We start from the raw sequence: 23,705 nt of genomic DNA on the forward strand, positions 1-23,705 counted from the left end.
TATAACACGATTGTTTAGTGTATTCAACAGAGAGTTATTCTGTCACAAAGATGAATTTTACATCTCCGTCCATACCGTCAGAGATACCGGAGAAGTTCTTATAAGATTTGGAGCTGTCTAATATTGTATTGACTTTATTGAGCAGTCCATCAATGTCACCGTCAAATACTTCGACCAATTTTTGGATTCCCTCTTCATTGAATTGAATCATACCATCATTCAGTGCGATGGCGCCGTCATCTAGTTTTTTCACGCCTTCGATCAGTGCGGCGGAACCGCTGTTTAACGTCTGGAGACCATTTACAAGTGTTCCAGCACCGGAATCCAATTGTGCGGCACCGGAGTTTAATTGTGCTGCACCATCTGAAACGCTTTTGGCACCGTTATATGCCTCAGTCATTTTTTTGTTCAAAGTGGCAGCCCCACTGCTTACTTGAGAGGAGCCACTTGCGAGTTGATTCAAGCCGTTGGCAAGACCGTTCTGTCCGCCGATTCCTTCGCAAAGTTGCGAGGTTCCGTTTTTTAAAGTGGAGACACCAGCATTCACTTGGTCGATGAGACCATTTTGACCGGTTACGGCGTTGTTAAGTTCACTGGCGCCGGAGGAAAGTTTATCGGTTCCAGCGTTGATTGCAATCGTATTCTGCGCAACTTGATCTACAACAGCGCTGGTTGTCTGTGTTCCAATAACTACGTTCTTTAACAATTCCTGAATATCTGATTTTGCACGTTCCTGTGTGCTGGCTTGTTCTTGCAACGTATTGATGCTTTCCTGAATAGATGCTTTTACATCTTCTGGGAGATCGTCACGCTCTAATAATGCAGATAAGGAAGCGATTGCGCTGTTTGCTTCATCATTTGTTGAAGAAGGTGGAAACATCTGGGCAAGTGTCTGTGCAGCAGTAGCAGTATTTTTTGCAATATCTTTCAGGCTTTGGTTACCAGTCTGTGAAGTGCCTGTATTCATCACATCATTTACCGCAGAAATACTGGCTTTTAGTCCAGGCTGTTCTGCGGTAAGCGGATTGTTAAGTCCGGCGTCTAATTGCTGCAGAGCGCCTGCAAGCGAAGAGATTCCAGGAGCTAGCTGCTCCTGCATTTTCGCAACGCCTTCATCTAACTGAACTGCGCCAGGAAGAAGTACGGAAAAAACCTGCTTAGAGGCGGAAGTAAGCCCCAGACTTACCTTGGAAGCACCGGCATTGAGTGTGTTTGTGCCGTCTTTTAATTGTGAGGTTCCATCTGTGAGGGCAGCGCTTCCATCTGCCAGAGATTTACTTCCGGATGCAAGGGAAGAAGTACCGTCTTTTAGCGTATTGCCGCCGGCGATCAATTGATCAATCCCGTCTGTCAATGTACCGGAAGAAGACAGCAGGGTGTCCAGTCCATTTCGTAATTCTCCTGAACCACTTACCAATTTGTTGGAAGAATCCTGAAGTGTCTGCATAGAATCTTCTAGTTCAGACAAACTGTCAAATCCTTCTGTATCCAATTGATTGAAAATATCGTTTGTAGCAATCGTCATTCCTTCAGAGAGTTCATAATCTGTGACATCAGCTTCCAGCTCGAAATAGTCAGGAATGTCCAGATCCAGATTTTTGACGTCCAATTTTTCTTTTAAAGAAGGAAGTCCCATTCCGATTATAATGTCCCTGTCGCCGTCGGAGAAAATTTTACCATTTGTCACCTGCAGGTTTGTCATCTTATCTGTGTCGAAAATCAGTCCAGTCACCATTAAGAACGGAACGTAATCTTCTTTGGAAATCGTTGTATTTTCATATTGGTAGCGCGCAACAAGATGACCGCTTTCCCCCTTTAGATCGTTGGCGCTGATTTTTTTGCCGTCCAAAGTATAAGTTACCTTGACTCCGACAGGAAGTGATTGGGTGGTTGTACCCTGATAGCAGATATCTTTTTTTGCTGTGTTCCAAATTAACTTATTTTTTTGCTTAGAAAATTTTTCGTTGCCCTTTACATTTTCGATATCACTTAAAGTGGAGGTATCACTGAATTTTCCGGTACTGTTAATATTTTTTAGCTGGTCAGACACAATGACAGATGTGACGTTTCCGTCTTCGTCTGTCTTTGCATATACTGTCTCAGATTTATATGGTTTTGAATCAGAAGAGACCTCTTTTTCTTTTGTGGTTTTCTTTTGTGCTGTCGTTGTCTGAGCGGTAGTTTTGGTATCTTTTGCAAGTGTCGGAGACGATACGGCACCCAAAGATCCAACAATTAAAGCGACAGCTGTTGCAATTGTTACAAGTTTTTTATAATCTCTGTTTTTCATAATTAGTTACCTCCTGATTGATTGAACGCATTCCTTTTGTCGTTGCACAGATTGGTTTATCGAAAATCATCAGTGCGGACGGAAGAATAAAGATTACGGTGAACATACTGATAATTGCACCACGTGCCATCAGGCTGCAGAGAGCGGAAATCATATCAATGTCAGAATATAGTCCGACTCCAAATGTCGCGGCAAAAAATCCAAGTGCAGATACGATAACGGAGCTGATGGAAGTTGAAAGCGCGATATAAACAGCCTCTTTTTTTGGTTTTCCTTTGCAGCGCTCTTTTTTATACCGTGTTGTCATCAAGATTGCGTAATCGACAGTTGCACCGAGCTGAATCGTACCGATTACGATAGATGCAATAAACGGCATCTTCACTCCAGTATAGTATGGAATTCCCAAGTTGATAAAGATTGCAAATTCAATGACAGATACAAGAATCAGTGGCAGTGAGCCGGATTTGAATACAAATGCAATGATAATGAAAATTGCAATGATCGAAATGGCACTGACTACTTTAAAGTCTTTGTCGGTGATTGTAATCAGATCTTTTGTACACGGTGCTTCGCCGATTAACATTGCGGATTTGTCATGGCTTTTTATGATTTTATTTAATTCGGTACATTGCTTGTTTACTTCGTCAGTTGCAGCTTTATATTCAGACTGTACTAAAATCAATTGCCAGTCTCCTTGTTTTAATGTCTCTGTCAATTCGCCCGGAATCATATCGCGCGGGATGGAAGAACCGAGAAGACTATCAAGTCCAAGCGCAAATTTGACACCTTTTACATCAGACATCTCCTGAAGCATTTCCTTTGCCTCTTTGGAAGACAGATCAGCGTCTGCCAAAACCATATGTGTCGCATTCATGTCAAAGGTATTGCTCAGCTTTTCGTTTGCCTTTATGCTGTCCAGGTATTTTGGAAGGGTAGCATCTAAGTTATAATACACATCGGCTTTCGTGTATCCCCAGACTGCAGGACCTAATACTAACAGGAAGACAACGGCAAATACTTTGTAATGATCCGTGACAAAGTGTGTCAGTTTTTCCATCTTAGGAATGAGGGAGCGGTGTGAAGTTTTTTCAATCCATTTATCAAAAACCAAAATAAAAGAAGGAAGAATAGTCACACAGCTGAGGACACCGAAGACAACACCTTTTGCCATGACGATGCCAAGATCCATTCCAAGCGTGAAGCTCATGAAGCAAAGTGCGATAAATCCTGCTACAGTAGTGACAGAGCTTCCCAAAACGGAAGAAAAAGTGTTGGAGATGGCATGTGCCATCGCACGGTCTTTGTCGTTTGGAAAACGTTCCTGATTTTCCTGATAACTGTGCCACAGAAAAATCGAGTAGTCCATTGTAACTCCGAGTTGAAGGACAGCACTTAGCGCTTTTGTAATATAGGAAATTTCTCCAAGAAAATAATTGGTTCCCATATTATATACGATCGCCATTCCGATACTGAGCATAAAGAATACCGGAAGAATCCAGCAATTTGTACAGAGGGCAAGAACAATGGATGTAAGTACCACGGCGATCAGCACGTACATAGAAGTCTCTTTTTCGGAGAGTGCCTTGATATCCGTTACGACTGCTGACATACTGCTAAGATAACATTGCTTATTTGTGATGCTTCGAATCTCTGTGATGGCATCCATTGTGTTATCAGCAGAAGTTGTGTCGTCGAAGAAGATAGCCATCAGTGTGGAATAATCTTTTTGAAAAATGTCTTTGATTTTGTCTGGAAGAGAATCAATCGGAACGGACAGGTCAGAGATCGAATCGTACCAGATGACATCGGCAACACCGTCTACAGCTTCAATTTTCTTTTTTACATCGGTCACTTCTTTGGTTGTCATACCTTCGACTACTTCCATTGCGAAGGCGCCTTTCCCAAAATCATCCATCAGAATCTCCTGACCTTTCATGGTATCAATATTATCCGGAAGATAATACAGGATATCGTAGTTGACTCTGGTGTTGAAGTATCCGAAAGCAGAAGGGATTAAAAGCAAAAAACCGATAATTAGAATGGCAATTCGGTGCTTTGCAATCTTTTTTCCTACTTTCACCATAAAAATTCCTCCTTTTCAAATATGACTAACAGTCATTTTTAACTATCTAAGAGTATAACCTAAAAATGACTACAAGTCAATAATTTGGAAGTGAAAAGTTGACTTTTGGTCATTTGGAAATTATAATAGGGAAAGAAAATGGACAAAGCGAGGAAAAATACATGGGAAAAGTAGATGAAAACAAACAGCAGAAAGAAGATGCGCTTTTTAGAAGCGCGTATAATTTGTTTATGTCAAAAGGAATTTCCAAGACGTCGATACATGATATTGTTCAGGATGCAGGAGTTGCCAAAGGTACGTTTTATCTTTATTTTAAGGACAAGTTTGAAATTCGAGACAGACTGATTGCAAGGACTGCAGAGAAACTTTTTAAGGCAGCAAATACAGAACTGAAAAAAGTGAATGTTCCGAAATTTGAAGATAAAATTATTTTTATTGTGGATTATGTATTAGAGCAGATGAAAAAGAATAAGGCAGTTCTACGGTTTGTCTCGAAGAATCTGAGTTGGGGAGTTTTCAGGGCAGCTATTGAACAAAAGGAAGAAGCGACAGGAGTAAAAAACCTGTTGGAGGAGTTGTTGGCGGAATGTCCGGATGTGCATATTGAAGCGCCGGATACGATGTTGTTTCTCATTATTGAATTGGCAAGTTCTGCCTCGTACAGCACGATATTGGACAATGATCCCGTAAGCTATGAGGAATTAAAACCATATTTAAATGCCAGCATCCGGGCAATCATAAAAAGTCATATGTCCACAATACAGAGACAATAGTAGGAAGAAAATTTAATTTAAAGAAAGAATATCCTGTGGTTGTATTCCGTGGAAAGACATGTTAAAATGAGACGGTGAGGTTGATGTGAAAATGAAAAAAAAGATTCTTATGATTGGTACAGGTGGAACAATCGCTTCAAAACAAACGGAACACGGGCTTGCACCGGGACTGTCGTCGGAGGATATTTTATCCTATATTCCGCAGGTTGAAAGTGTCTGTGATGTGGATACATTGCAGGTGTGTAATATTGACAGTACAAATGTTACTCCAATGCATTGGAGACTTCTTGCAGAGACGATCGAAAAGAATTATGCGCAGTATGACGGATTTGTTATTTGCCATGGAACAGACACACTGGCATATACAGCGGCGGCATTATCCTATATGATTCAAAATTCTTCAAAACCGATTGTCATTACCGGGGCGCAAAAGCCGATTAATATGGATGTGACAGATGCAAAGACGAACCTGCTTGACAGTTTTATTTATGCGGCAGATGAAGATTCACAGGATGTGACAATTGTATTTGACGGAAAAGTAATTGTGGGAACAAGAGCAAAAAAGGAGCGGGCGAAAAGTTACAATGCGTTTTCAAGCATTAATTTTCCGTATCCTGCTGTGATTCAGGATCAGCGCGTGATCCGCTATATTCCTTCTATTCCGCATGAGAAAGACGTAATGTTTTATTATGATATGAAGGAAAGCATTTATGTATTGAAATTGATTCCGGGAATGAAAGCAGATATTTTGACGTACATTTTTGAAAATTATGATGCGATTGTAATTGAGAGCTTTGGCGTAGGAGGTCTTCCTGAGACAATTGTGGAGACGTTCTACAAAGAGATGAGCAGTTGGATTGAACGAGGGAAGATCGTGGTTATGACAACACAGGTGGCAAATGAGGGAAGTAATATGACAGTCTACGAAGTTGGGAAAAAAGTAAAACAGGACTTTAATTTGCTTGAAGCATATGATATGACTTTGGAGGCGACGATTACTAAATTGATGTGGCTGATGGGGCTTCCGAAGATGAAGTATAAAGAGTTTAAGAACAGATTTTATACGATGGTGAACCATGACATTCTTTTTACAAAAAAATAGAGGGGATTCGAAAAATTTATGGAACGGACAAAGAAGATAAAGGAATATGTAATTATTACGTTGGGAACATTGATTGTCTCGATGGCAGTTTATTTTTTCCTGCTGCCAAGTAATGTAGTTGTGGGAAGCTTGTCGGGACTTGTGATGGTACTGGCGACGTTTATACCACTTAAAATTTCGGTTATGACATTTATTTTAAATGCGGTTCTTCTTGTAGTAGGCTTTCTGTTTATCGGAAAGGAATTCGGAGCAAAGACCGTATACACATCGCTTTTAATGCCGATATTTTTGTATGTGTTTGAGTTGATTTTTCCGAACAACAAGTCGCTGACAAATGATGTGGTGCTTGACACGATCTGTTATATTCTTGTCGTGAGCGTTGGACTTGCTCTTTTGTTCAATGCGAATGCATCTTCCGGAGGATTGGACATCGTGGCGAAACTTTTGAACAAATATCTGCATATTGAGATTGGAAAAGCGATGACGCTTGCGGGAATGTGTACGGCGATCAGTTCTATTTTCGTGTATGATACGAAGACATTGGTGCTGAGTATTTTGGGAACTTATGCAAATGGAATTGTTCTGGACCATTTTATTGATGGATTTAACAGAAGAAAACGAATCTGTATTCTTACAGAACAGTATAAAGAATTACAAAATTTTATTGTCCACGAATTACACCGTGGTGTGACATTGTATCCGGCAATTGGTGGATATAATAATGAAGAAAAGATAGAGTTGGTGACGATTCTTACAAGAAATGAATATGCGGAAGTATTGAATTATCTACATTCGGTTGATGAGAATGCATTTGTCACTGTCTCAACAGTAAATGAAGTGATTGGACAGTGGAATGTGAAACAGAAGATGCGGGGCATTTAGCGTAACAGGAGGACAAGATGAGAGATTACAAATATATTTTGTTTGATTTGGACGGAACATTGACAGATCCGAAAGAAGGAATCACGAAGTCGGTTGCATATGCATTGAAACATTTTGGGATCGATGTGGAAGATTTGGACACATTATGCAAGTTCATTGGACCACCGCTCAAGGATTCTTTTATGCAATATTATGGACTGAGTGAGGATGATGCACACCTTGCGGTGGAAAAATACAGGGAATATTTTGAACCGTGTGGAATGTTTCAAAACAAAGTGTATGACGGGGTGGAAAATCTGTTAAAGGAACTGAAAACAAGTGGAAAAGAGATTGTTCTTGCGACCTCAAAGCCGGGAGTCTATGCACAGAAAATATTGGAGCATTTTCATTTGGATTCTTACTTTTCTTATGTGGCAGGAAGTGAGCTGGATGGACGAAGAGTGAAAAAAGGCGATGTGATCGCATATGCATTAGAGAAGATGAATATAAAAGAATATTCACAGGCTGTCATGATCGGAGATCGGGAGCATGATATTATCGGAGCGAAAGAGCATGGACTTTCCTGCATCGGTGTACTTTACGGATATGGAAGCAGAGAAGAATTTGAACGGTATGGTGCAGATTGCATTGTGGAGACGGTGAGTGAGTTGAGGGAAGAACTGTAATCTTAAAAATGTATGAAGAATTTTGGAACAGCTTGACAAATGGTTGTTTCGAGGATAATATATTCAGTAGTTTCTAAAGCAAAAGGTAATGAGAAAGAGGAGTACACATAAGTCGCTTGAAAGAGAGAACCGCTCTTAGGCTGAAAGGTGGTTTCAAGATAGAAATGTAGAAGGTAGCTTTCGAACCGGATTTCTGAACTGTGTATAATTATATAATAAGGTCAAAGTAGGAAGTCACGGGGTGGTTCACGTTAAAGAACCGACGAGATATATATGAAAGATTTCGTATATAACAAAGGTGGTACCGCGATTATTCGCCCTTTACATTTTCATGATGTAAAGGGCTTTTTATTACGAATAATACGAATCATGAGAGGGATTTACAAGGAGGAAGTAATGAGTAAAAATTTAGAGAAAACATATAATCCAAAGGAGATTGAGACGAAACTTTATGAAAGATGGTGTGAGAATAAATATTTTCACGCAGAAGTAGATAGAAGCAAGAAACCATTTACAATTGTTATGCCGCCACCGAATATTACGGGTAAGCTGCATATGGGACACGCACTTGACAATACATTACAGGATATTTTAATTCGTTATAAGAGAATGCAGGGGTACAATGCACTTTGGATTCCGGGAACAGACCATGCGGCAATCTCAACAGAAGTAAAGGTTACAAACCAGTTAAAAGAAGAAGGAATTGACAAAAAAGAGCTGGGACGTGAAGGATTTTTAAAGAGAACCTGGGAATGGAAAGAAGAGTACGGCGGAACAATCACACAGCAGCTTAAGAAACTGGGAACATCTTGTGATTGGGACAGAGAGCGTTTCACAATGGATGAGGGATGCTCCAAAGCAGTAGAAGAAGTGTTCATCAAGTTGTATGAAGAAGGATATATTTACAAAGGTTCCAGAATTATCAACTGGTGTCCGGTATGTAAAACTTCCCTTTCTGATGCGGAAGTAGAGCATGAGGAACAGGCAGGACATTTCTGGCATATCAAATACCCAATCGTAGGAACAGACCGTTTCCTTGAGATTGCGACAACACGTCCGGAGACAATGCTTGGAGATACTGCAATCGCAGTTCACCCGGATGATGACAGATATAAAGATATTGTTGGAAAGAACGTATTACTTCCATTGGTAAATAAAGAGATTCCGATTGTGGCAGACTACTATGTAGACAAAGAATTTGGAACAGGTGCGGTGAAGATTACACCAGCGCATGACCCGAATGACTTTGAAGTTGGAAAACGTCACAACTTGCCGGAGATCAATATCATGAACGATGATGCGACAATCAATGAACATGGTGGAAAATATGCGGGCATGGATCGCTATGAGGCAAGAAAAGCAATCGTGGCAGATTTGGAAGAGCAGGGATACCTTGTGAAAATCGAAGACCACACACACAATGTAGGAACACATGACAGATGTCACACAACAGTGGAACCGTTGATTAAACAACAATGGTTTGTGAAGATGGAAGAACTTGCAAAACCGGCGATCAATGCGTTAAAGACTGGAGAATTAAAATTTGTTCCTGAACGTTTTGACAAGATTTATCTGCACTGGCTGGAAAATATCCGTGACTGGTGTATTTCAAGACAGATTTGGTGGGGACACAGAATTCCTGCTTACTATTGTGACGAGTGCGGGGAATTTGTAGTGGCAAGAGAGATGCCGGAAGTATGTCCGCACTGTGGATGTACACATTTTACACAGGATGAAGATACACTTGATACATGGTTCAGTTCAGCGCTCTGGCCGTTCTCAACACTTGGCTGGCCGGACAGCACAGAGGAATTGGATTACTTCTATCCGACAGATGTGCTTGTGACAGGATATGATATCATTTTCTTCTGGGTAATCCGTATGGTATTCTCAGCGTTTGCACACACAGGAAAATCACCGTTCCACACAGTATTCATTCACGGACTTGTGCGTGATTCACAGGGACGTAAGATGAGTAAATCACTTGGAAACGGAATTGATCCGTTGGAAGTGATCGAACAATACGGTGCAGATGCGCTTCGTATGACGCTTGTGACAGGAAATGCGCCGGGAAATGATATGCGTTTCTATGATGAGCGAGTTGAGGCAAACAGAAACTTTGCGAACAAAGTATGGAATGCATCTCGTTTTATCTTGATGAACATGGAAGATAAGACAATTACAACACCGGATCTGGGTGAGTTGACACCGACAGATAAGTGGATTCTTTCAAAAGTGAATACACTTGCAAAAGACGTGACAGAGAATATGGATAAGTTTGAGCTTGGAATCGCACTTCAGAAAGTATATGACTTTATCTGGGATGAGTTCTGTGACTGGTATATTGAGCTTGCAAAATATCGTATGTATCATGCAGATGAAGATGCAAAAGCTGCAAATGCGACATTATGGACCTTGAAAACAGTATTGGCAAACGGCTTGAAATTGTTACATCCGTTTATGCCGTTTGTGTCTGAGGAAATCTACAGTGCATTAGTGCCGGAAGAAGAGTCTTTGATGATGTCAACATGGCCACAATATAAAGAAGAGTGGAATTTTGCGGCAGAAGAGAATGTGGTAGAACACATGAAAGAAGTAATTCGTGGTGTGCGTAACGTGCGCGCAGAGATGAATGTTGCACCTAGCCGTAAAGCAAAAGCATTTATTGTATGCGAGAATGAGACATTGAGAAATGGTTTGGAAGAAATCAAAATCTCTTCTGCTCCTTTAATGAATGCAAGTGAGATTGTGATTCAGTCAGACAAGGAAGGCGTTGCTGAAGATGCAGTTTCCGTTGTTGTGACAGATGCAGTTGTATATCTTCCGTTGGCAGAACTGGTAGATTTTGAACAGGAAATTGAACGTCTGAAAAAGGAAGAAGCAAAATTAGAGAAAGAACTTGCTCGTGTAAACGGAATGCTTGGCAATGAAAAATTCATCAGCAAAGCGCCGGAAGCTAAGATTAATGAAGAAAAGGCAAAATTAGAAAAATATACACAAATGATGGAACAGGTAAAAGAAAGACTTGCAGGACTTCAAAAATAAGTCCTGCGAAAGTCAGGAAATATAGGTGAGGTTAGAGTATGAAACGAATCCACATCAGGAAACCAGATATAAAGGGGAAATTTCAAAAACTAAGACATTTAAAAAAGGAAGATATCAAAGAATATTGGCATAAAAAGAAACTTCGAAGAGAAGCAATTTTGGAAAAGAGAAGAAACAGTGCTTTTGCAAAAAAAATGCAGCCTGTCTACAAAATCATGAACCGATTTTCACTTTTGCTGCATGTGTTGTACGCGTGTCTGATCAACCTTGTGATTGAATCAATTTCAAGACACTCATTTTTTGCCGCATGGGATTATATGGTCGGTTCGCCTTGGACATTTTTGTTTAATACGTACTTGATATTTATTACATTTTTACTCGTATATTTGGTGAGAAGACGTGTTTTTGTGCGTATATTGATTACCGCTTTCTGGATGATACTTGGTATTACAAATGGCTATATGCTGATGGTGAGGGTAACACCATTCAATGCACAGGATTTAAAGGTTGCAGGCGATGCGGTGACATTGTTTGATAAATATTTTTCCGGATTTGAGGGCATGATGCTGGCTGTAGGAATCATTGCAGTTGTTGTGTGGCTCATATCCATGTGGAGAAGAGGCGGACAATACCAGGGAAAGATGCATCGTATTATTGCGCTGATCGGAATTGTGTTCTGCTTTGGAATTACCGGATTGATCACAAATCTGGCAATCAATAAGCGTGTAGTCTCAAATTATTTTGGGAATATCGCATTTGCGTATGAGGATTATGGATTTCCGTATTGCTTTAGTGCAAGTGTGTTTAATACAGGAATTTCTCAGCCGAATAATTACAGTAAAGAGACAATTGAACAGATCAGTAATGACGGGAAGATTACAGAGGCAACAACAGGCAGAAAAGAGATGCCGAATATTATTTTTATTCAGCTGGAATCTTTCTTTGACCCAAGTGAAGTGGAGTTTTTCACAACATCAGAAGACCCAATTCCGAATTTCAGAAAGTTGATGCAAAATTATTCCACAGGGTATTTCAAAGTGCCTTCTGTCGGTGCGGGAACCGCCAATACAGAGTTTGAAGTGCTGACCGGAATGAACCTTCGTTATTTCGGACCTGGAGAATATCCATATAAAACGGTCTTGAAATATCAGACGGCAGAGAGTGCGGCAACCGCGCTTGAAAATTTTGGATACGGCACACACGCATTACACAACAATGGTGGAAATTTTTATAGCCGTGCAGATGTGTTTAACAATATTGGATTTGACACGTACACAAGTAAAGAGTTCATGAATATTTTACAGGTGACAGAAAATGGATGGGCAAAAGATGATATTTTGACACAGCATATTTTAAATGCGATGGATTCCACAGAGCAGCAGGATTTTGTGTTTGGCATCACAGTGCAGGGACACGGTGATTATCCGGAAGAAAAAGTGCTGGAGAACCCGAGAATCACAGTCAGTGGAATTGAGGATGAAGGTCGTACAAATGCGTGGGAATACTATGTGAATCAGCTGTATGAGACTGACCAGTTTATTGGGGAACTTTTACAGAAATTAAAAGAAAGAGGAGAGCCGACAGTGCTTGTACTGTACGGGGATCACCTTCCTACAATGGGATTGGAAGCAAAAGATCTGAAGAGCCGTTATCTGTACAATACCAACTATGTAATCTGGGACAATACCGGACTGCAAAAAGAAGACCGCAATATTCCGTCTTATCAGATTATGGCAGATGTATTTGACAGATTGGATATTCATGCGGGAACGATTTTTAACTATCATCAGACAAGACGTCAGACAAAACACTATTTGTCAGACCTGGAATTGCTGCAGTATGATATTTTATATGGAGAGCAGTACGTATATGGCGGAAAAGAAAACAATCCGATAAAAGAAGGACATATGCAGATGGGTGTGCTTGATGTGACGTTGAGCGAACTGATTGCACAGATGGATGGAAGTTACAGCCTGTACGGAGAGAACTTTACGAAGTCAAGTAAAGTTTATGTCAATGGTGAAAAACAAAAGACGACATTTTTAAATAATACGAGAATCGATATTTTGGATACTGAGATAAAAGAGGGCGATACGATTGAAGTCAGTCAGGTCGGCTCGAGCAATCGAATTTTCAGGACATCGAAACAGTATATTTATCAAGGTGGAAAACTGGTGGAGGCACCGGATACGACCGTTGATCAGACGGAGGGTACAACAACAGAGAATACAGAACAATAGATAGAAAATACACAAGAAAATGATGGTGAGATAAGTGGATTATAGAGAAGCGATTGCGTATATTTTAGAGATACCGAAATTTACAAAGAAAAACAGTTTGGAACACACAAAAGATTTTTTGAGGATTCTTGGTAACCCGGAGAAAGGGAAAAAGATCATTCATGTTGCTGGGACAAATGGAAAAGGATCGGTATGTGCATATATGCAGTCGCTTCTTTTGACTGAAAAAAAGACTGTCGGATTTTTTACATCTCCGCATCTTGTGAAGATGAATGAGCGGATTCGTATCGATGGAGAAGAAATCAGCGATGAGATGTTTTTAAGTACATTTGATATTGTGTTTGCAGCTGTGCAGAAAATGAAAGCCGATGGAAAACCACATCCGACTTTTTTCGAGTTTTTATTCGCGATGGCGATGACTGCATTTGCAGACAGTGGGGTGGAGTACATTATACTGGAAACAGGACTCGGCGGAAGGCTGGATGCGACAAATGCAATTGATGTTCCGTTTTTGACGATCATCACATCGATCAGTTTGGACCATACAGAAATATTGGGAGAGACGATCGAGGAGATCGCGGCAGAGAAGGCCGGGATTTTAAAGCGCGATGTTCCGATAATTTATATAGGAAAAGAAGAAAAGAGTGCAAAAGTGATTCGAGAGTTTGCAGAAAAGGTCGGAGCGCCTTGTAGAGAAATCTCGAAAAATGCGTACGAAATTCAGGAAATCACGAGTAAAGATATTGCATTTTCAATTACAAATGCGTATTATGAGAATAGTATTTGGAAACTTGGTACAAAAGCACTTTATCAGGTGGAAAATGCAATGCTCGCATTGGAAGCAATGCGGTATCTTGTAAAAGAAGAAAAGCATTTGAACCGGTGGAAAGAGGCTCTTTACAAGACTCACTGGGAGGGGAGGATGGAGGAGATCCTGCCTGGGGTCATCTTAGATGGAGCGCATAACCCTGGTGCAGTCGAAGTATTTGTGGAGAGTGTGAACGCACAACAGGAAAATAATTTTGAAAAAATTATTTTGTTCTCAGCGGTAAAAGAAAAAGAATATGAAACGATGATACGAATGCTTTGTGAAACAATAGATGCCAAAGAGTATATTTTGACTCAGATTGAGAATGAACGCGGGGTGAGCACAGAGGAGCTTGCCGGTGTTTTTCGGAAATATACAGATAAAAAGATTATAGAAGAGGAGAATCTCGAAAAGGCGTTTTGCATGGCGCTGAAAGAAAAAGGGGAGAATGACAGGGTGTATTGCCTTGGGTCATTGTATCTGGTCGGGATGCTCAAAGAATTAATAGTGGGAGGAAAAAAGCATGCTTAATTTTGAAGAAGAACTAAAAAAATTCAAACCAAGTCTGGAAGTGGAAGATATCGAGGAGGCAGTCTATCAGGAAGATATGACAGATATGACAGATATTTTACGTGAAATGATGAAACAGAATAAGTAGAGGATAAGGGTGAAATTCAGTGGAGTATACAAAAAAGTTTCTATATCAATCAAATCAGTGGTATAATGATGGACTTCGCAGGGCAAATATAAGAGATTTATCCGGAGCGGTTACATCTTTGAAGAAAAGTTTGCAATTTAACAGAGATAATATTGCAGCACGAAATCTTTTGGGACTTGTGTATTTTGGGCAGGGAGAAGTTGCCGAAGCACTTGTAGAATGGATTATCAGCAAGAATATTAAATCTCATGAGAATATCGCGGACTATTATATCAAAAAGGTTCAGGAGACACCGAGTGAGTTAGAAGTAATGAACCAGGCGATCAAGAAGTATAACCAGTGTCTTACATATTGTCAGCAGGATGGAGAGGATCTTGCGGTGATTCAACTGAAAAAGGTAGTTGCATCGCATCCGACATTTTTAAAAGCGTACCAGCTTCTTGCGCTTTTGTATCTGAAGACAGAACAGTACGCAAAAGCAAGACAAGTTCTGAGAAGAGCACATAAATTAGATGCTACAAACGAGATTACAATCCGGTATATGCATGAGCTTACAAAGCTGCACAATAAGAAAACGGCGAAGGCGAAAGAGGAAAAAGATCAGACAGTCACATACAATCTAGGAAATGAAACGATTATACAGCCGGTGTCGGCATCTTTAAAAGATAATGCAGCTACAATTACGATTATGAATATTGTGATTGGAATTTTGATGGGAGCGGCGATTGTATGGTTTCTGATTGTTCCCGCAATCAATCACAGCAAATCGACGAAGACGAATAAAGATGTGGTTGCATACAGTGATCAGATTGCAGCTAAAGAAAGTGAGATCAGTGCACTACAAAAACAGGTGGAAGATTATCAGGCAAAAGAAAAAGAACTGGAAGCCGAAAAACAGAAAGCGGCCAATACACAGAGCAGTTACGAGGCATTGATCGATGTGATCGATCATTATAATCAGAATAATTACAGTACGACAAATTTGATCGATGAGCTGCTTGCACTTTCCACGGATTCGTTAGGAGAAGTCGGAAAAGCACAGTATGATGAGATGACAAGTGAAATATTCCCGAAACAATGTGATAAACTTTACCGTTCCGCAAGACAGAGTTATCGAGTGGAAAATTATGGAACAGCGATTGAATCGCTGGAAAAAGTTATGAAGATGAATGAATCCTATGAAGACGGAAAGGCGCTCTTGCTGCTTGCAGATTCCTATGCGGGAAATGGAGATACGGAAAAAGCGACAGAGAAATATAACCGTGTGATTGAATTATTCCCGGACAGCAACGTTGCACAAAAGGCGACAGAAGCATTGAACGGAACGAATGATGATGGTGATAACAATAGCCAGCAATAGAGATACAAAAGAGAAAGGATATGTAACAAATTTGGTTACATATCCTTTTTGTGTAAAAAAAGGACAGATGTGACTTTTAAAACAGGAGGGAAAGAAATATGAAGTATCAGGTGGAAGAAAATTGTCTTACAATTTTTCTGCCGGGTGAGTTGGATCATCATAATGCAGAAGAGATTCGAAAGGGATCGGATAAACTGATCGAAGAAAATCACATTAAGTGTGTCATTTTTGATTTTCAGGAGACAAATTTCATGGACAGTTCAGGAATAGGAGTGATTATGGGAAGATACAAACTAGTGTATCTGCTGGGGGGAGAAGTATGGGCAGTCCATGCAAATGAAAGAATGAAAAAGATTTTAACGATGTCCGGCGTGACAAAAATAATTCAGATGTATGAGGAGGAGACGATATGAGAAATACAAATGAAATGGAGCTGATTTTTGACAGTCTGTCTGCGAATGAGGGATTTGCAAGAGTTGCAGTTGCAGCATTTATGACTCAGTTAAATCCGACGGTGGAAGAAGTGGCTGATGTGAAGACCGCAATTTCTGAGGCGGTTACAAATGCAGTGATTCACGGATACGAAAATGAGATACATAAGATTTTTATACGATGCAATATCAAAGAGGAGACCATTTATATAGAAGTGGAGGATCACGGAAAAGGAATTGAGGATGTAAAAAAAGCGATGGAGCCGCTATTTACAACAAAGCCTGAAATGGATCGGTCGGGAATGGGATTTTCGTTTATGGAAGCTTTTATGGATCATATTTGTGTGGAATCGGTGCAAGGAGAAGGAACTACGGTAAAAATGCAAAAAACAATCGGAAAAGGAAGGAAATTATGGACCACACAATCGCTTTGATCAGACAATCACACGATGGGGATGAAAAAGCGAGAGAACAATTAGTGGAGGAAAATATCGGTCTGATCTGGTGTATTGTAAAACGATTTTATGGAAGAGGTGCAGAGCCGGAGGACTTGTTCCAAATTGGAAGTATTGGTCTTCTGAAAGCAATTGATAAATTTGATATGACGTATGATGTCAAGTTTTCAACCTATGCGGTGCCGATGATATCCGGAGAGATTAAGCGCTTTTTGCGGGATGACGGAATGATCAAGGTGAGCAGATCTTTGAAAGAACTTTCATACAAAGCATATTTTGCAAAAGAAAAGCTACAGGAAAAGCTTGGAAGAGATCCAACTTTGGAAGAACTGGCAGAAACTATGGAAGTAGAAAAAGAAGAGCTTGTCATGGCGATGGAGTCGAGTGGTGAAGTGGAATCACTCCATAAACCGATTTACCAGAAAGATGGAAATGAAATTCAACTGATGGATAAATTAGAGGAGACAGGGGCACAGGAAGAAAAGGTGCTTAATCAGATGCTGCTTGCGCAGCTTTTGGAGGGGCTTGAAAAAGAAGAGCGCCAGTTGATCTATTTGCGCTATTTTGCAAATCAGACACAGTCGCAGGTGGGAAAGACACTTGGAATTTCTCAGGTTCAGGTGTCGAGACTGGAAAAAAAGATTTTGAAAAATTTGAGGCAGAAGGTTTAAATCGACCGAGTTCGTAATAGAAAAAGTGCGAACTCGGTTTTTTGCATAGTTTTGAGAAAAAATGACATAATAAAGTGCATATGAAGGGAAGGTGAAAATAATGGAAAAGGCAAGAAAGAGAATTCGCATCTGTTTGACATGTATTGTTCTTGCGGCGATTGGAATCGGACTGTTCTATTATTATTATGAAATAAAAGGAAATGGAACGGCAAATACAGGAACTTTGATTTCAAATGTTGAGATGGGGATAAAAAAATTATGGCAGTGACGAAGGATACCGTTTATATCAAGAGTGAACAGAATGTAGAAGTAAAAAAAAGAGAAGTGAGACTCGGGGACATTTTATCCTTGGAATGTACGAATGAAAAGATTGCTGCTAGAATCAAAACGATTCTGCTGTTAAAAATTCCAGATACCGGAAAGCACCGATATGTAGTATCTATCCTGAAGATTATAGAGTGTATTCACAGAGAATATCCAAATCTGGATATTCAAAATTTGGGAGTACCCGATATTATCGTTACGTATGAGGAACAGAAGGTGACAAATCCAATTGGGCATTTCTTAAAGATTGTTGGGGTTGTGGCGGTCACATTTATCGGCGCCGGATTTTCCATTATGGCGTTCAATAACGATGTGGATGTTTCACGACTGTTTGCGCAGATTTATGAGTTTTTTATGGGAAAGCCAAAAGAAGGGTTCAGCGTGTTGGAATTGACGTATTGTGTGGGGCTGATTGTCGGAATTTTAGCATTTTTCAATCATTTCGGAGGGAAGAAATTTACGGTCGATCCGACTCCGATGGAGGTGGAAATGCGATTGTACGAGAATGATATCCAGACAACGTTGATTGAAAATTATTCCAGAAAGGAGCAGGAGATGGATGTGGGCAAGACAAGTCATTCTCGCAGTCATCGGACTTAGCTCTGGAATTGCGGTGGCAGGAGGACTATTTTCGTTTATCATTGGTCTGGGAGTGGTGTCTGATTTTGCAGACAGGACGCACACAGGTGCAAATGTTATTTTATACGAAGAAATGATTGCGCTTGGAGGAATATTAGGAAATATTATGTATGTTTACCAAATTTGTATTCCAGGTGTACAGTTTCTGATTGGTCCGGTTGGATTTTGTGCCGGCATTTTTGTAGGGTGCTGGTCCATGGCACTGGCAGAAATTTTAAATATTTTTCCTATTTTTATCCGGCGCGTTAAATTGTTGAGAGGAGTGCCGTATATCATTTTAAGCATGGCCATCGGGAAGGGAATCGGAGCATTGCTGTTTTTCCTGAAAGGATGGTAGGAAAGGACAAAAAATGAAAAAAATGAGTAAACAGGCGTATGCAGCCTATGTGAAAGAAAAAACACCGGTACACAATGTTTATGTCAATATGGCGAAGGCGTTTGTGACGGGAGGGACTATCTGTCTGCTTGGGCAGGTGATTCTGAATTATTGTAAAAATACAGGAATGAAAGAAGAAATAGCAGGTTCATGGACATCGTTAGTATTGGTGCTCATCAGTGTATTGCTGACCGGCTTTAATATCTATCCAAGTATTGCAAAGTGGGGTGGTGCAGGAGCGCTTGTCCCAATCACGGGATTTGCCAATTCTGTGGCAGCACCGGCGATTGAATATAAGAAAGAAGGACAGGTATTTGGAATCGGATGTAAGATTTTTACGATAGCAGGTCCTGTTATCTTATATGGGATACTGACTTCCTGGGTACTTGGATTGATTTACTATTTCTTAATGAAAGTGGGGATTGTACTATGATGACGAAAGGAAGCCAAAGTATAGCATTTCAGGAAGCACCATATATTATCAGCAGTGGTTCTGTTGTGGGAAAGAAAGAAGGGGAAGGCCCTTTAGGGAAATTGTTTGATATGGTGGAGATGGAAAATCTGTTTGGAGAAGATACCTGGGAGGCAGCAGAGAGTACGATGCAGAAAGAGGCCTGTCTTTTGGCGGTTGGAAAAGCAGATATTGCGTTGGAGAAAGTCAGATATCTCTTTGGAGGAGATTTACTGCGTCAGGGAATTGCTACATCCATGGGAGTGGAGGCGCTTCAGATTCCGATGTTCGGACTTTATGGAGCCTGTTCTACATCAGGAGAGGCAATCGCATTGGGAGCGATGAGCGTGGCAGCGGGATATGGCGAGTATATGCTGGCTGTGACATCAAGTCATTTTGGAAGTGCAGAAAAAGAATTTCGTTTTCCGCTTGGGTATGCAAGTCAAAGACCGTTGTCAGCACACTGGACAGTGACAGGGAGTGGGGCATTTCTAATTGGAAGGCAGAAAAGTCATGTGAGGGTAGCTGGTGTGACAGTTGGTAAGATTGTAGACTTTGGATTGAAGGATTCTCAGAATATGGGTGCATGTATGGCGCCTGCAGCCTGTGATACGATTATACAGAACCTTCAGGATTTTGGAAGACAGGAGAGTGACTATGACCGCATTATTACAGGAGACCTTGGATATGTGGGACAAAGCATTCTTTTTGATCTGATAAGAAAGCAGGGGAAAGATATCAAATACAATCATGCAGACTGTGGGATGATGATTTTTGATCAGAAGACACAGGACACACATGCAGGAGGAAGTGGGTGCGGCTGTGCGGCGGTTACGCTTTCTGCGTATATTCTTCCAAAGCTTGCAAGCGGGGAATGGAAGAGAGTGTTATTTGTACCAACCGGGGCCTTGATGTCTACAGTTAGTTTTAATGAGGGAGAGAGCGTTCCTGGAATCGCGCATGGGATTGTGTTAGAACATTGTTAAAAAGGAGAAGGATATGGAGTATGTAAATGCATTTTGGATAGGAGGGCTTATCTGTGCCTTGATTCAGATTCTCCTGGATCGGACAAAAATGATGCCTGGACGAGTGATGGTGCTGCTTGTGTGCGGCGGTGCTGTATTGGGATTCTTAAATATTTATGAGCCGTTTTTAAAATTTGCAGGGGCAGGTGCGAGTGTTCCGTTGCTTGGATTTGGCAATTTGTTATTTAAAGGTGTGAAAGAGGCAATCGGGAAAGAAGGATTTATCGGTATATTTATGGGAGGATTTACGGCAAGTGCAGTTGGAATTTCTGCGGCACTTATTTTTGGTTACCTCGCTTCGCTCATTTTCGACCCGAAAATGAAGAAATAGTTAAAAGAATGTCAAAAAAATGTAAAATTTTGTTGTTTTCTTCCGTAGATAATGTTATGGTAAAAATAGTGAGTTTATTGAGAGGATTTGAAGGAGGAAACCTATGAATTACACTAGCATTATTATCCCTTTCCTTGGTGGGCTTGGGATGTTTATCTATGGAATGCAGATTATGGCTCAAGGCTTGGAGAATGCGGCTGGGAATAAGATGAAATCGCTTCTTGAAGCATTGACAAAAAATAAGTTATTAGGAGTACTATTGGGAGCATTTATTACTGCTGTGATTCAAAGTTCGTCGGCGACGACTGTCATGGTGGTAGGTTTTGTGAATGCAGGAATTATGAACCTGACACAGGCAATGGGTGTTATCATGGGTGCGAATATCGGGACAACGGTAACAGGATGGCTTGTTTCCAGCGTGGAATGGGCAAAATTTTTGAGCCCGACAACACTGGCGCCGATTGCGATTATGATTGGTGTTGTGATTATGTTGACCGGAAAAAGAAGATCCACAAAGGATATTGCGAGTATTATCGTAGGATTTGGTCTTTTGTTTGTCGGTATTTCTACAATGTCAGGAGCAGTTGATCCGTTAAAAGAGTCAGAAGGATTTGTAAATCTTTTCGTGACATTAGGAAAGAATCCTTTATTGGGAATTATAGCGGGAGCACTTGTTACAGCGATTATCCAGAGTTCATCAGCATCTGTTGGTATTTTGCAGAGTCTTGCAGCAGCGGGCTTAGTTCCGTTTAATGCGGCAATTTATATTATTATGGGACAGAACATTGGTACATGTGTAACTGCAATGCTGTCAAGTATGGGTGCGAAAAAGAATGCTAAGACAGCAGCACTTATGCATTTATTGTTTAATATCATCGGAACGATTATTTTTAGTGTGGTGGCAATTGTGTTTTTCAAAGTGGTCAATCCGGTTTGGGGACACGGTCAGATTACACAGACAGAGATCAGTACAGTACACACGATTTTTAATATTGCAACAACCGTAATGCTGTTCCCGGTATCTAATCTGATTATCAAACTTGCTAAGAAAATCAGTGGTGTGAAAGATGATGAAAGAGATGACAGTGTTGTTTCACTTGATGATAGAATGTTACAGACACCTTCTCTTGCACTTCAAGCTACAGTCGGTGAAGTGGCACGCATGGGAGAAATCGTGAATGATACTTTAGATGCGGCAAAACGTGTTCTTTTTACACTGAGTGAAGAAGATATTCATACATTGAAAGAAGATGAATCCAAAGTGGATAAACTGACTGCGGGAATCACAGATTATGCAATCAAGATTACCGGACTTCAAGTTGGGGAAAAGGAACATCAGCAAGTGGCACACTTACTCCAAATTGTTTCTGATATTGAACGTGTCAGTGATTACTGTGAAAATATCTCAGAATTTGCAGAGACGTTAAAAGAAAAGAAATTGTCGTTCTCTGAGACAGGAAAAGAAGAAATCAAAGAGATGATAGAAGTTTGTGCGGACAGCTACCGCTATGCATTGGAAGCATTTGTGGAAGGAAGTCGAGATAAGGCGTTAAAGGTAATTGAGAAAGAGACGAAGGCAGATGATCTGGAGATTAAGCTTCGCTCAAAACATATCAAACGTTTGACAAACAATCTGTGCAATACAGAGGCGGGAGTTGTATTCTTAGATACGATTATTTGCCTGGAGCGTATTTCAGATCATGCAAGAAATATTGCAGAAGAAGTATTGGAACAGATGGGATAAGAGTAGAAAAGCAGGTAGGGGCTACCTGCTTTTTTACCTTATAGTAAACTTCTCATTTTGTCAGAAATAGTGTATAATGTATAAGAAATAAAAAATAGCATAACAAAAGAGCGAAAGGTTGTATTCGCCACAACGTTGATTATGAAGTTTTTTGTTTTTGGTGTGACTGCACTATCTGACGATTTTAGAAAGAATGAGATTTATGGATTCATCCATATCCCATAGCCTTTCGATATTGTTCAAATAGTACAGTTTTTTTGTGATAAACTTCCAACACCAACATAGAAGAACCACACTTTGGACACTTGAGAGGGTCGTATCCAAAGGTTAAAAAAATAAGATTTTGCCAGTTCATATGTCGTAAGATAAAACGTTTTTTCTCGGAAGAGATACATTTATAAAGTTTCTGTTCTTGCTTGTGATGTTTGGCATAGATGCCGTAATAACGAAGCATTTTAAAATGTTTTTCCGGGATATGAACAATGAGTCTTTTTATAAAGTCTAAAGCAGGAATACATTCGGAAACAGTTTTGTTATCTTCATGTCTTGTGTAATGGAAAGTAACAGACTCACCATCATAGTGATCAATGCGAGAAGTTGCTATGACAGGTCTTCCGAGATATCTGCTGATATATTTGATTGTAACATCAGGAGTGCAGAGATTCGGTTTGGCTCTGACATAAAAGCCATCGGCATGGTCTTTATAAATTTTATTTTTAACAGGAATGAAAGACTTACCAATGGAATTAGTAAGCCGTTCAAGAAGAACTTTGCGGAATGCGTTTCTCAGGAAGGTATAATCGAAATGCTTCATAGGGCGCCAAACGATAGAGTTTCCAGCGCCACCTTCAGAAATAAGAGCATGAATGTGAGGATTCCATTTTAAGTCCCTGCCGAAGGTATGAAGAACACAAATGAAACCAGGAGTAAAGTTTTCAGATTTGTTTTGCTTATAAAACGTGCGAAGAACAACATCTCGAACGGAATGAAAGAGACAATTGAGGAGAGAACGGTCATTGAGAAAGAAAGTGCGAAGTTCTTTAGGAATAGTAAACACACAGTGACGATGGACACAGCGAATGAGCTTACAGGACATATGAAAAGAGCGTTGCAGATTATATTTGTTACCGCAAGTAGGGCAGAATCTAGATTTACATCGAAAAGGAACAAACTTCAATTCCCCACAGTCTGGACAAGCAAAAAAAGCGCCACCAAAAGAAGGGTCACCACAATGAATCATTTTGTTGACATTTTCAATGACGGAAGTCCTTGGATGAAGTTCGTAAATTAAGTGTTCATAATGATCAAGAAAGATCGTTTGTAAAATATTACTCATGTAAATATTTTACAAC

Annotated in this window: 22 protein-coding genes and 1 other annotated feature; of the genes, 19 read left to right on the plus strand and 3 right to left on the minus strand. The window is 40.3% G+C overall.

Features of this window, described 5'->3' with window-relative positions:
• Positions 1-34: 34 nt before the first annotated feature.
• Positions 35-2,290 (minus strand): hypothetical protein, encoded by a 2,256-nt coding sequence (locus AC6I5B_RS04560; protein ID WP_497773642.1) that lies wholly within the window; start codon positions 2,288-2,290, stop codon positions 35-37.
• Positions 2,271-4,373: an efflux RND transporter permease subunit gene (locus AC6I5B_RS04565; RefSeq protein WP_004614700.1), complete on the minus strand. Its 2,103-nt coding sequence runs from the start codon at positions 4,371-4,373 to the stop codon at positions 2,271-2,273. Before AC6I5B_RS04565 ends, AC6I5B_RS04560 begins: the two co-directional genes overlap by 20 nt.
• A 161-nt stretch (positions 4,374-4,534) precedes the next feature.
• Here AC6I5B_RS04565 and AC6I5B_RS04570 point away from each other — a divergent pair, with 161 nt between their 5' ends.
• From AC6I5B_RS04570 to AC6I5B_RS04660, 19 genes are all read left to right on the plus strand, one after another.
• Entirely contained in the window at positions 4,535-5,146 is a 612-nt protein-coding gene (locus tag AC6I5B_RS04570) for a TetR/AcrR family transcriptional regulator (protein WP_022250534.1), read from the plus strand.
• Between the two features lie 91 nt (positions 5,147-5,237).
• Positions 5,238-6,248 carry an asparaginase gene (locus AC6I5B_RS04575; RefSeq protein WP_004614698.1) on the plus strand — a complete coding sequence of 337 codons (1,011 nt, stop codon included), beginning with the start codon at positions 5,238-5,240 and terminating at the stop codon, positions 6,246-6,248.
• Between the two features lie 18 nt (positions 6,249-6,266).
• Complete coding sequence (locus AC6I5B_RS04580) at positions 6,267-7,130, plus strand: YitT family protein (RefSeq protein ID WP_004614697.1); 864 nt, start codon at positions 6,267-6,269, stop codon at positions 7,128-7,130.
• Positions 7,131-7,147: 17 nt separating this feature from the next.
• The gene (locus AC6I5B_RS04585) at positions 7,148-7,795 is read left to right on the plus strand and encodes an HAD family hydrolase (RefSeq protein ID WP_004614696.1); all 648 of its coding nucleotides are present in this window, start codon (positions 7,148-7,150) and stop codon (positions 7,793-7,795) included.
• A gap of 79 nt (positions 7,796-7,874) precedes the next feature.
• Positions 7,875-8,120, plus strand: a binding site (T-box leader).
• Between the two features lie 71 nt (positions 8,121-8,191).
• On the plus strand, positions 8,192-10,840 hold the full coding sequence (locus tag AC6I5B_RS04590; RefSeq protein ID WP_044988151.1) for a valine--tRNA ligase: 2,649 nt from the start codon (positions 8,192-8,194) through the stop codon (positions 10,838-10,840).
• A 38-nt stretch (positions 10,841-10,878) separates the two neighbouring features.
• Positions 10,879-13,080: an LTA synthase family protein gene (locus AC6I5B_RS04595; protein ID WP_004614694.1), complete on the plus strand. Its 2,202-nt coding sequence runs from the start codon at positions 10,879-10,881 to the stop codon at positions 13,078-13,080.
• 34 nt (positions 13,081-13,114) lie between these two features.
• Positions 13,115-14,419: a bifunctional folylpolyglutamate synthase/dihydrofolate synthase gene (locus tag AC6I5B_RS04600; RefSeq protein ID WP_004614693.1), complete on the plus strand. Its 1,305-nt coding sequence runs from the start codon at positions 13,115-13,117 to the stop codon at positions 14,417-14,419.
• Positions 14,412-14,546, plus strand: a complete 135-nt coding sequence (locus AC6I5B_RS04605) for a hypothetical protein (protein WP_022250536.1) — start codon at positions 14,412-14,414, stop codon at positions 14,544-14,546. Before AC6I5B_RS04600 ends, AC6I5B_RS04605 begins: the two co-directional genes overlap by 8 nt.
• A gap of 19 nt (positions 14,547-14,565) precedes the next feature.
• Entirely contained in the window at positions 14,566-15,906 is a 1,341-nt protein-coding gene (locus AC6I5B_RS04610) for a tetratricopeptide repeat protein (protein ID WP_118208550.1), read from the plus strand.
• A 98-nt stretch (positions 15,907-16,004) separates the two neighbouring features.
• Complete coding sequence (locus tag AC6I5B_RS04615) at positions 16,005-16,319, plus strand: STAS domain-containing protein (RefSeq protein ID WP_004614690.1); 315 nt, start codon at positions 16,005-16,007, stop codon at positions 16,317-16,319.
• A complete protein-coding gene (spoIIAB, locus tag AC6I5B_RS04620) occupies positions 16,316-16,771 on the plus strand; it encodes an anti-sigma F factor (RefSeq protein WP_004614689.1) in 456 nt (151 codons plus the stop codon). The genes AC6I5B_RS04615 and spoIIAB overlap by 4 nt, the downstream gene beginning before the upstream one ends.
• Entirely contained in the window at positions 16,750-17,463 is a 714-nt protein-coding gene (sigF, locus tag AC6I5B_RS04625; protein WP_004614688.1) for an RNA polymerase sporulation sigma factor SigF, read from the plus strand. The genes spoIIAB and sigF overlap by 22 nt, the downstream gene beginning before the upstream one ends.
• A gap of 100 nt (positions 17,464-17,563) precedes the next feature.
• Positions 17,564-17,731, plus strand: coding sequence for a hypothetical protein (locus tag AC6I5B_RS04630; protein WP_022250538.1), 168 nt, complete (start codon positions 17,564-17,566; stop codon positions 17,729-17,731).
• Entirely contained in the window at positions 17,722-18,387 is a 666-nt protein-coding gene (locus AC6I5B_RS04635) for a stage V sporulation protein AA (RefSeq protein WP_004614684.1), read from the plus strand. Before AC6I5B_RS04630 ends, AC6I5B_RS04635 begins: the two co-directional genes overlap by 10 nt.
• Positions 18,347-18,763, plus strand: a complete 417-nt coding sequence (locus tag AC6I5B_RS04640) for a stage V sporulation protein AB (RefSeq protein ID WP_004614683.1) — start codon at positions 18,347-18,349, stop codon at positions 18,761-18,763. The genes AC6I5B_RS04635 and AC6I5B_RS04640 overlap by 41 nt, the downstream gene beginning before the upstream one ends.
• A 13-nt stretch (positions 18,764-18,776) precedes the next feature.
• Positions 18,777-19,235 (plus strand): SpoVA/SpoVAEb family sporulation membrane protein, encoded by a 459-nt coding sequence (locus tag AC6I5B_RS04645; protein ID WP_004614682.1) that lies wholly within the window; start codon positions 18,777-18,779, stop codon positions 19,233-19,235.
• Positions 19,235-20,239: a stage V sporulation protein AD gene (locus AC6I5B_RS04650; protein ID WP_044988214.1), complete on the plus strand. Its 1,005-nt coding sequence runs from the start codon at positions 19,235-19,237 to the stop codon at positions 20,237-20,239. The genes AC6I5B_RS04645 and AC6I5B_RS04650 overlap by 1 nt, the downstream gene beginning before the upstream one ends.
• 13 nt (positions 20,240-20,252) lie before the next feature.
• Positions 20,253-20,609: a SpoVA/SpoVAEb family sporulation membrane protein gene (locus AC6I5B_RS04655; RefSeq protein WP_004614680.1), complete on the plus strand. Its 357-nt coding sequence runs from the start codon at positions 20,253-20,255 to the stop codon at positions 20,607-20,609.
• A gap of 103 nt (positions 20,610-20,712) precedes the next feature.
• Positions 20,713-22,353, plus strand: a complete 1,641-nt coding sequence (locus AC6I5B_RS04660; protein ID WP_004614679.1) for a Na/Pi cotransporter family protein — start codon at positions 20,713-20,715, stop codon at positions 22,351-22,353.
• A 208-nt stretch (positions 22,354-22,561) separates the two neighbouring features.
• Here the strand turns inward: AC6I5B_RS04660 and AC6I5B_RS04665 are convergent, their stop codons facing one another.
• Positions 22,562-23,689, minus strand: a complete 1,128-nt coding sequence (locus AC6I5B_RS04665) for an IS91 family transposase (protein ID WP_071143674.1) — start codon at positions 23,687-23,689, stop codon at positions 22,562-22,564.
• Positions 23,690-23,705: the final 16 nt, after the last annotated feature.

This window comes from Faecalimonas nexilis, assembly GCF_059731825.1.

What these genes read in the sequence shown, in the direction of transcription:
- AC6I5B_RS04645 (WP_004614682.1), top strand. Translation starts at nt 18,777, where the DNA reads ATGAAAAAAATGAGTAAACAGGCGTATGCAGCCTATGTGAAAGAAAAA.
- AC6I5B_RS04575 (WP_004614698.1), top strand. Translation starts at nt 5,238, where the DNA reads ATGAAAAAAAAGATTCTTATGATTGGTACAGGTGGAACAATCGCTTCA.
- spoIIAB (WP_004614689.1), top strand. Translation starts at nt 16,316, where the DNA reads ATGAGAAATACAAATGAAATGGAGCTGATTTTTGACAGTCTGTCTGCG.
- AC6I5B_RS04665 (WP_071143674.1), bottom strand. Translation starts at nt 23,689, where the DNA reads ATGAGTAATATTTTACAAACGATCTTTCTTGATCATTATGAACACTTA.
- AC6I5B_RS04615 (WP_004614690.1), top strand. Translation starts at nt 16,005, where the DNA reads ATGAAGTATCAGGTGGAAGAAAATTGTCTTACAATTTTTCTGCCGGGT.
- AC6I5B_RS04580 (WP_004614697.1), top strand. Translation starts at nt 6,267, where the DNA reads ATGGAACGGACAAAGAAGATAAAGGAATATGTAATTATTACGTTGGGA.
- AC6I5B_RS04590 (WP_044988151.1), top strand. Translation starts at nt 8,192, where the DNA reads ATGAGTAAAAATTTAGAGAAAACATATAATCCAAAGGAGATTGAGACG.
- sigF (WP_004614688.1), top strand. Translation starts at nt 16,750, where the DNA reads ATGGACCACACAATCGCTTTGATCAGACAATCACACGATGGGGATGAA.
- AC6I5B_RS04635 (WP_004614684.1), top strand. Translation starts at nt 17,722, where the DNA reads ATGGCAGTGACGAAGGATACCGTTTATATCAAGAGTGAACAGAATGTA.
- AC6I5B_RS04650 (WP_044988214.1), top strand. Translation starts at nt 19,235, where the DNA reads ATGACGAAAGGAAGCCAAAGTATAGCATTTCAGGAAGCACCATATATT.
- AC6I5B_RS04630 (WP_022250538.1), top strand. Translation starts at nt 17,564, where the DNA reads ATGGAAAAGGCAAGAAAGAGAATTCGCATCTGTTTGACATGTATTGTT.
- AC6I5B_RS04585 (WP_004614696.1), top strand. Translation starts at nt 7,148, where the DNA reads ATGAGAGATTACAAATATATTTTGTTTGATTTGGACGGAACATTGACA.
- AC6I5B_RS04655 (WP_004614680.1), top strand. Translation starts at nt 20,253, where the DNA reads ATGGAGTATGTAAATGCATTTTGGATAGGAGGGCTTATCTGTGCCTTG.
- AC6I5B_RS04565 (WP_004614700.1), bottom strand. Translation starts at nt 4,373, where the DNA reads ATGGTGAAAGTAGGAAAAAAGATTGCAAAGCACCGAATTGCCATTCTA.
- AC6I5B_RS04595 (WP_004614694.1), top strand. Translation starts at nt 10,879, where the DNA reads ATGAAACGAATCCACATCAGGAAACCAGATATAAAGGGGAAATTTCAA.
- AC6I5B_RS04640 (WP_004614683.1), top strand. Translation starts at nt 18,347, where the DNA reads ATGTGGGCAAGACAAGTCATTCTCGCAGTCATCGGACTTAGCTCTGGA.
- AC6I5B_RS04605 (WP_022250536.1), top strand. Translation starts at nt 14,412, where the DNA reads ATGCTTAATTTTGAAGAAGAACTAAAAAAATTCAAACCAAGTCTGGAA.
- AC6I5B_RS04570 (WP_022250534.1), top strand. Translation starts at nt 4,535, where the DNA reads ATGGGAAAAGTAGATGAAAACAAACAGCAGAAAGAAGATGCGCTTTTT.
- AC6I5B_RS04660 (WP_004614679.1), top strand. Translation starts at nt 20,713, where the DNA reads ATGAATTACACTAGCATTATTATCCCTTTCCTTGGTGGGCTTGGGATG.
- AC6I5B_RS04560 (WP_497773642.1), bottom strand. Translation starts at nt 2,290, where the DNA reads ATGAAAAACAGAGATTATAAAAAACTTGTAACAATTGCAACAGCTGTC.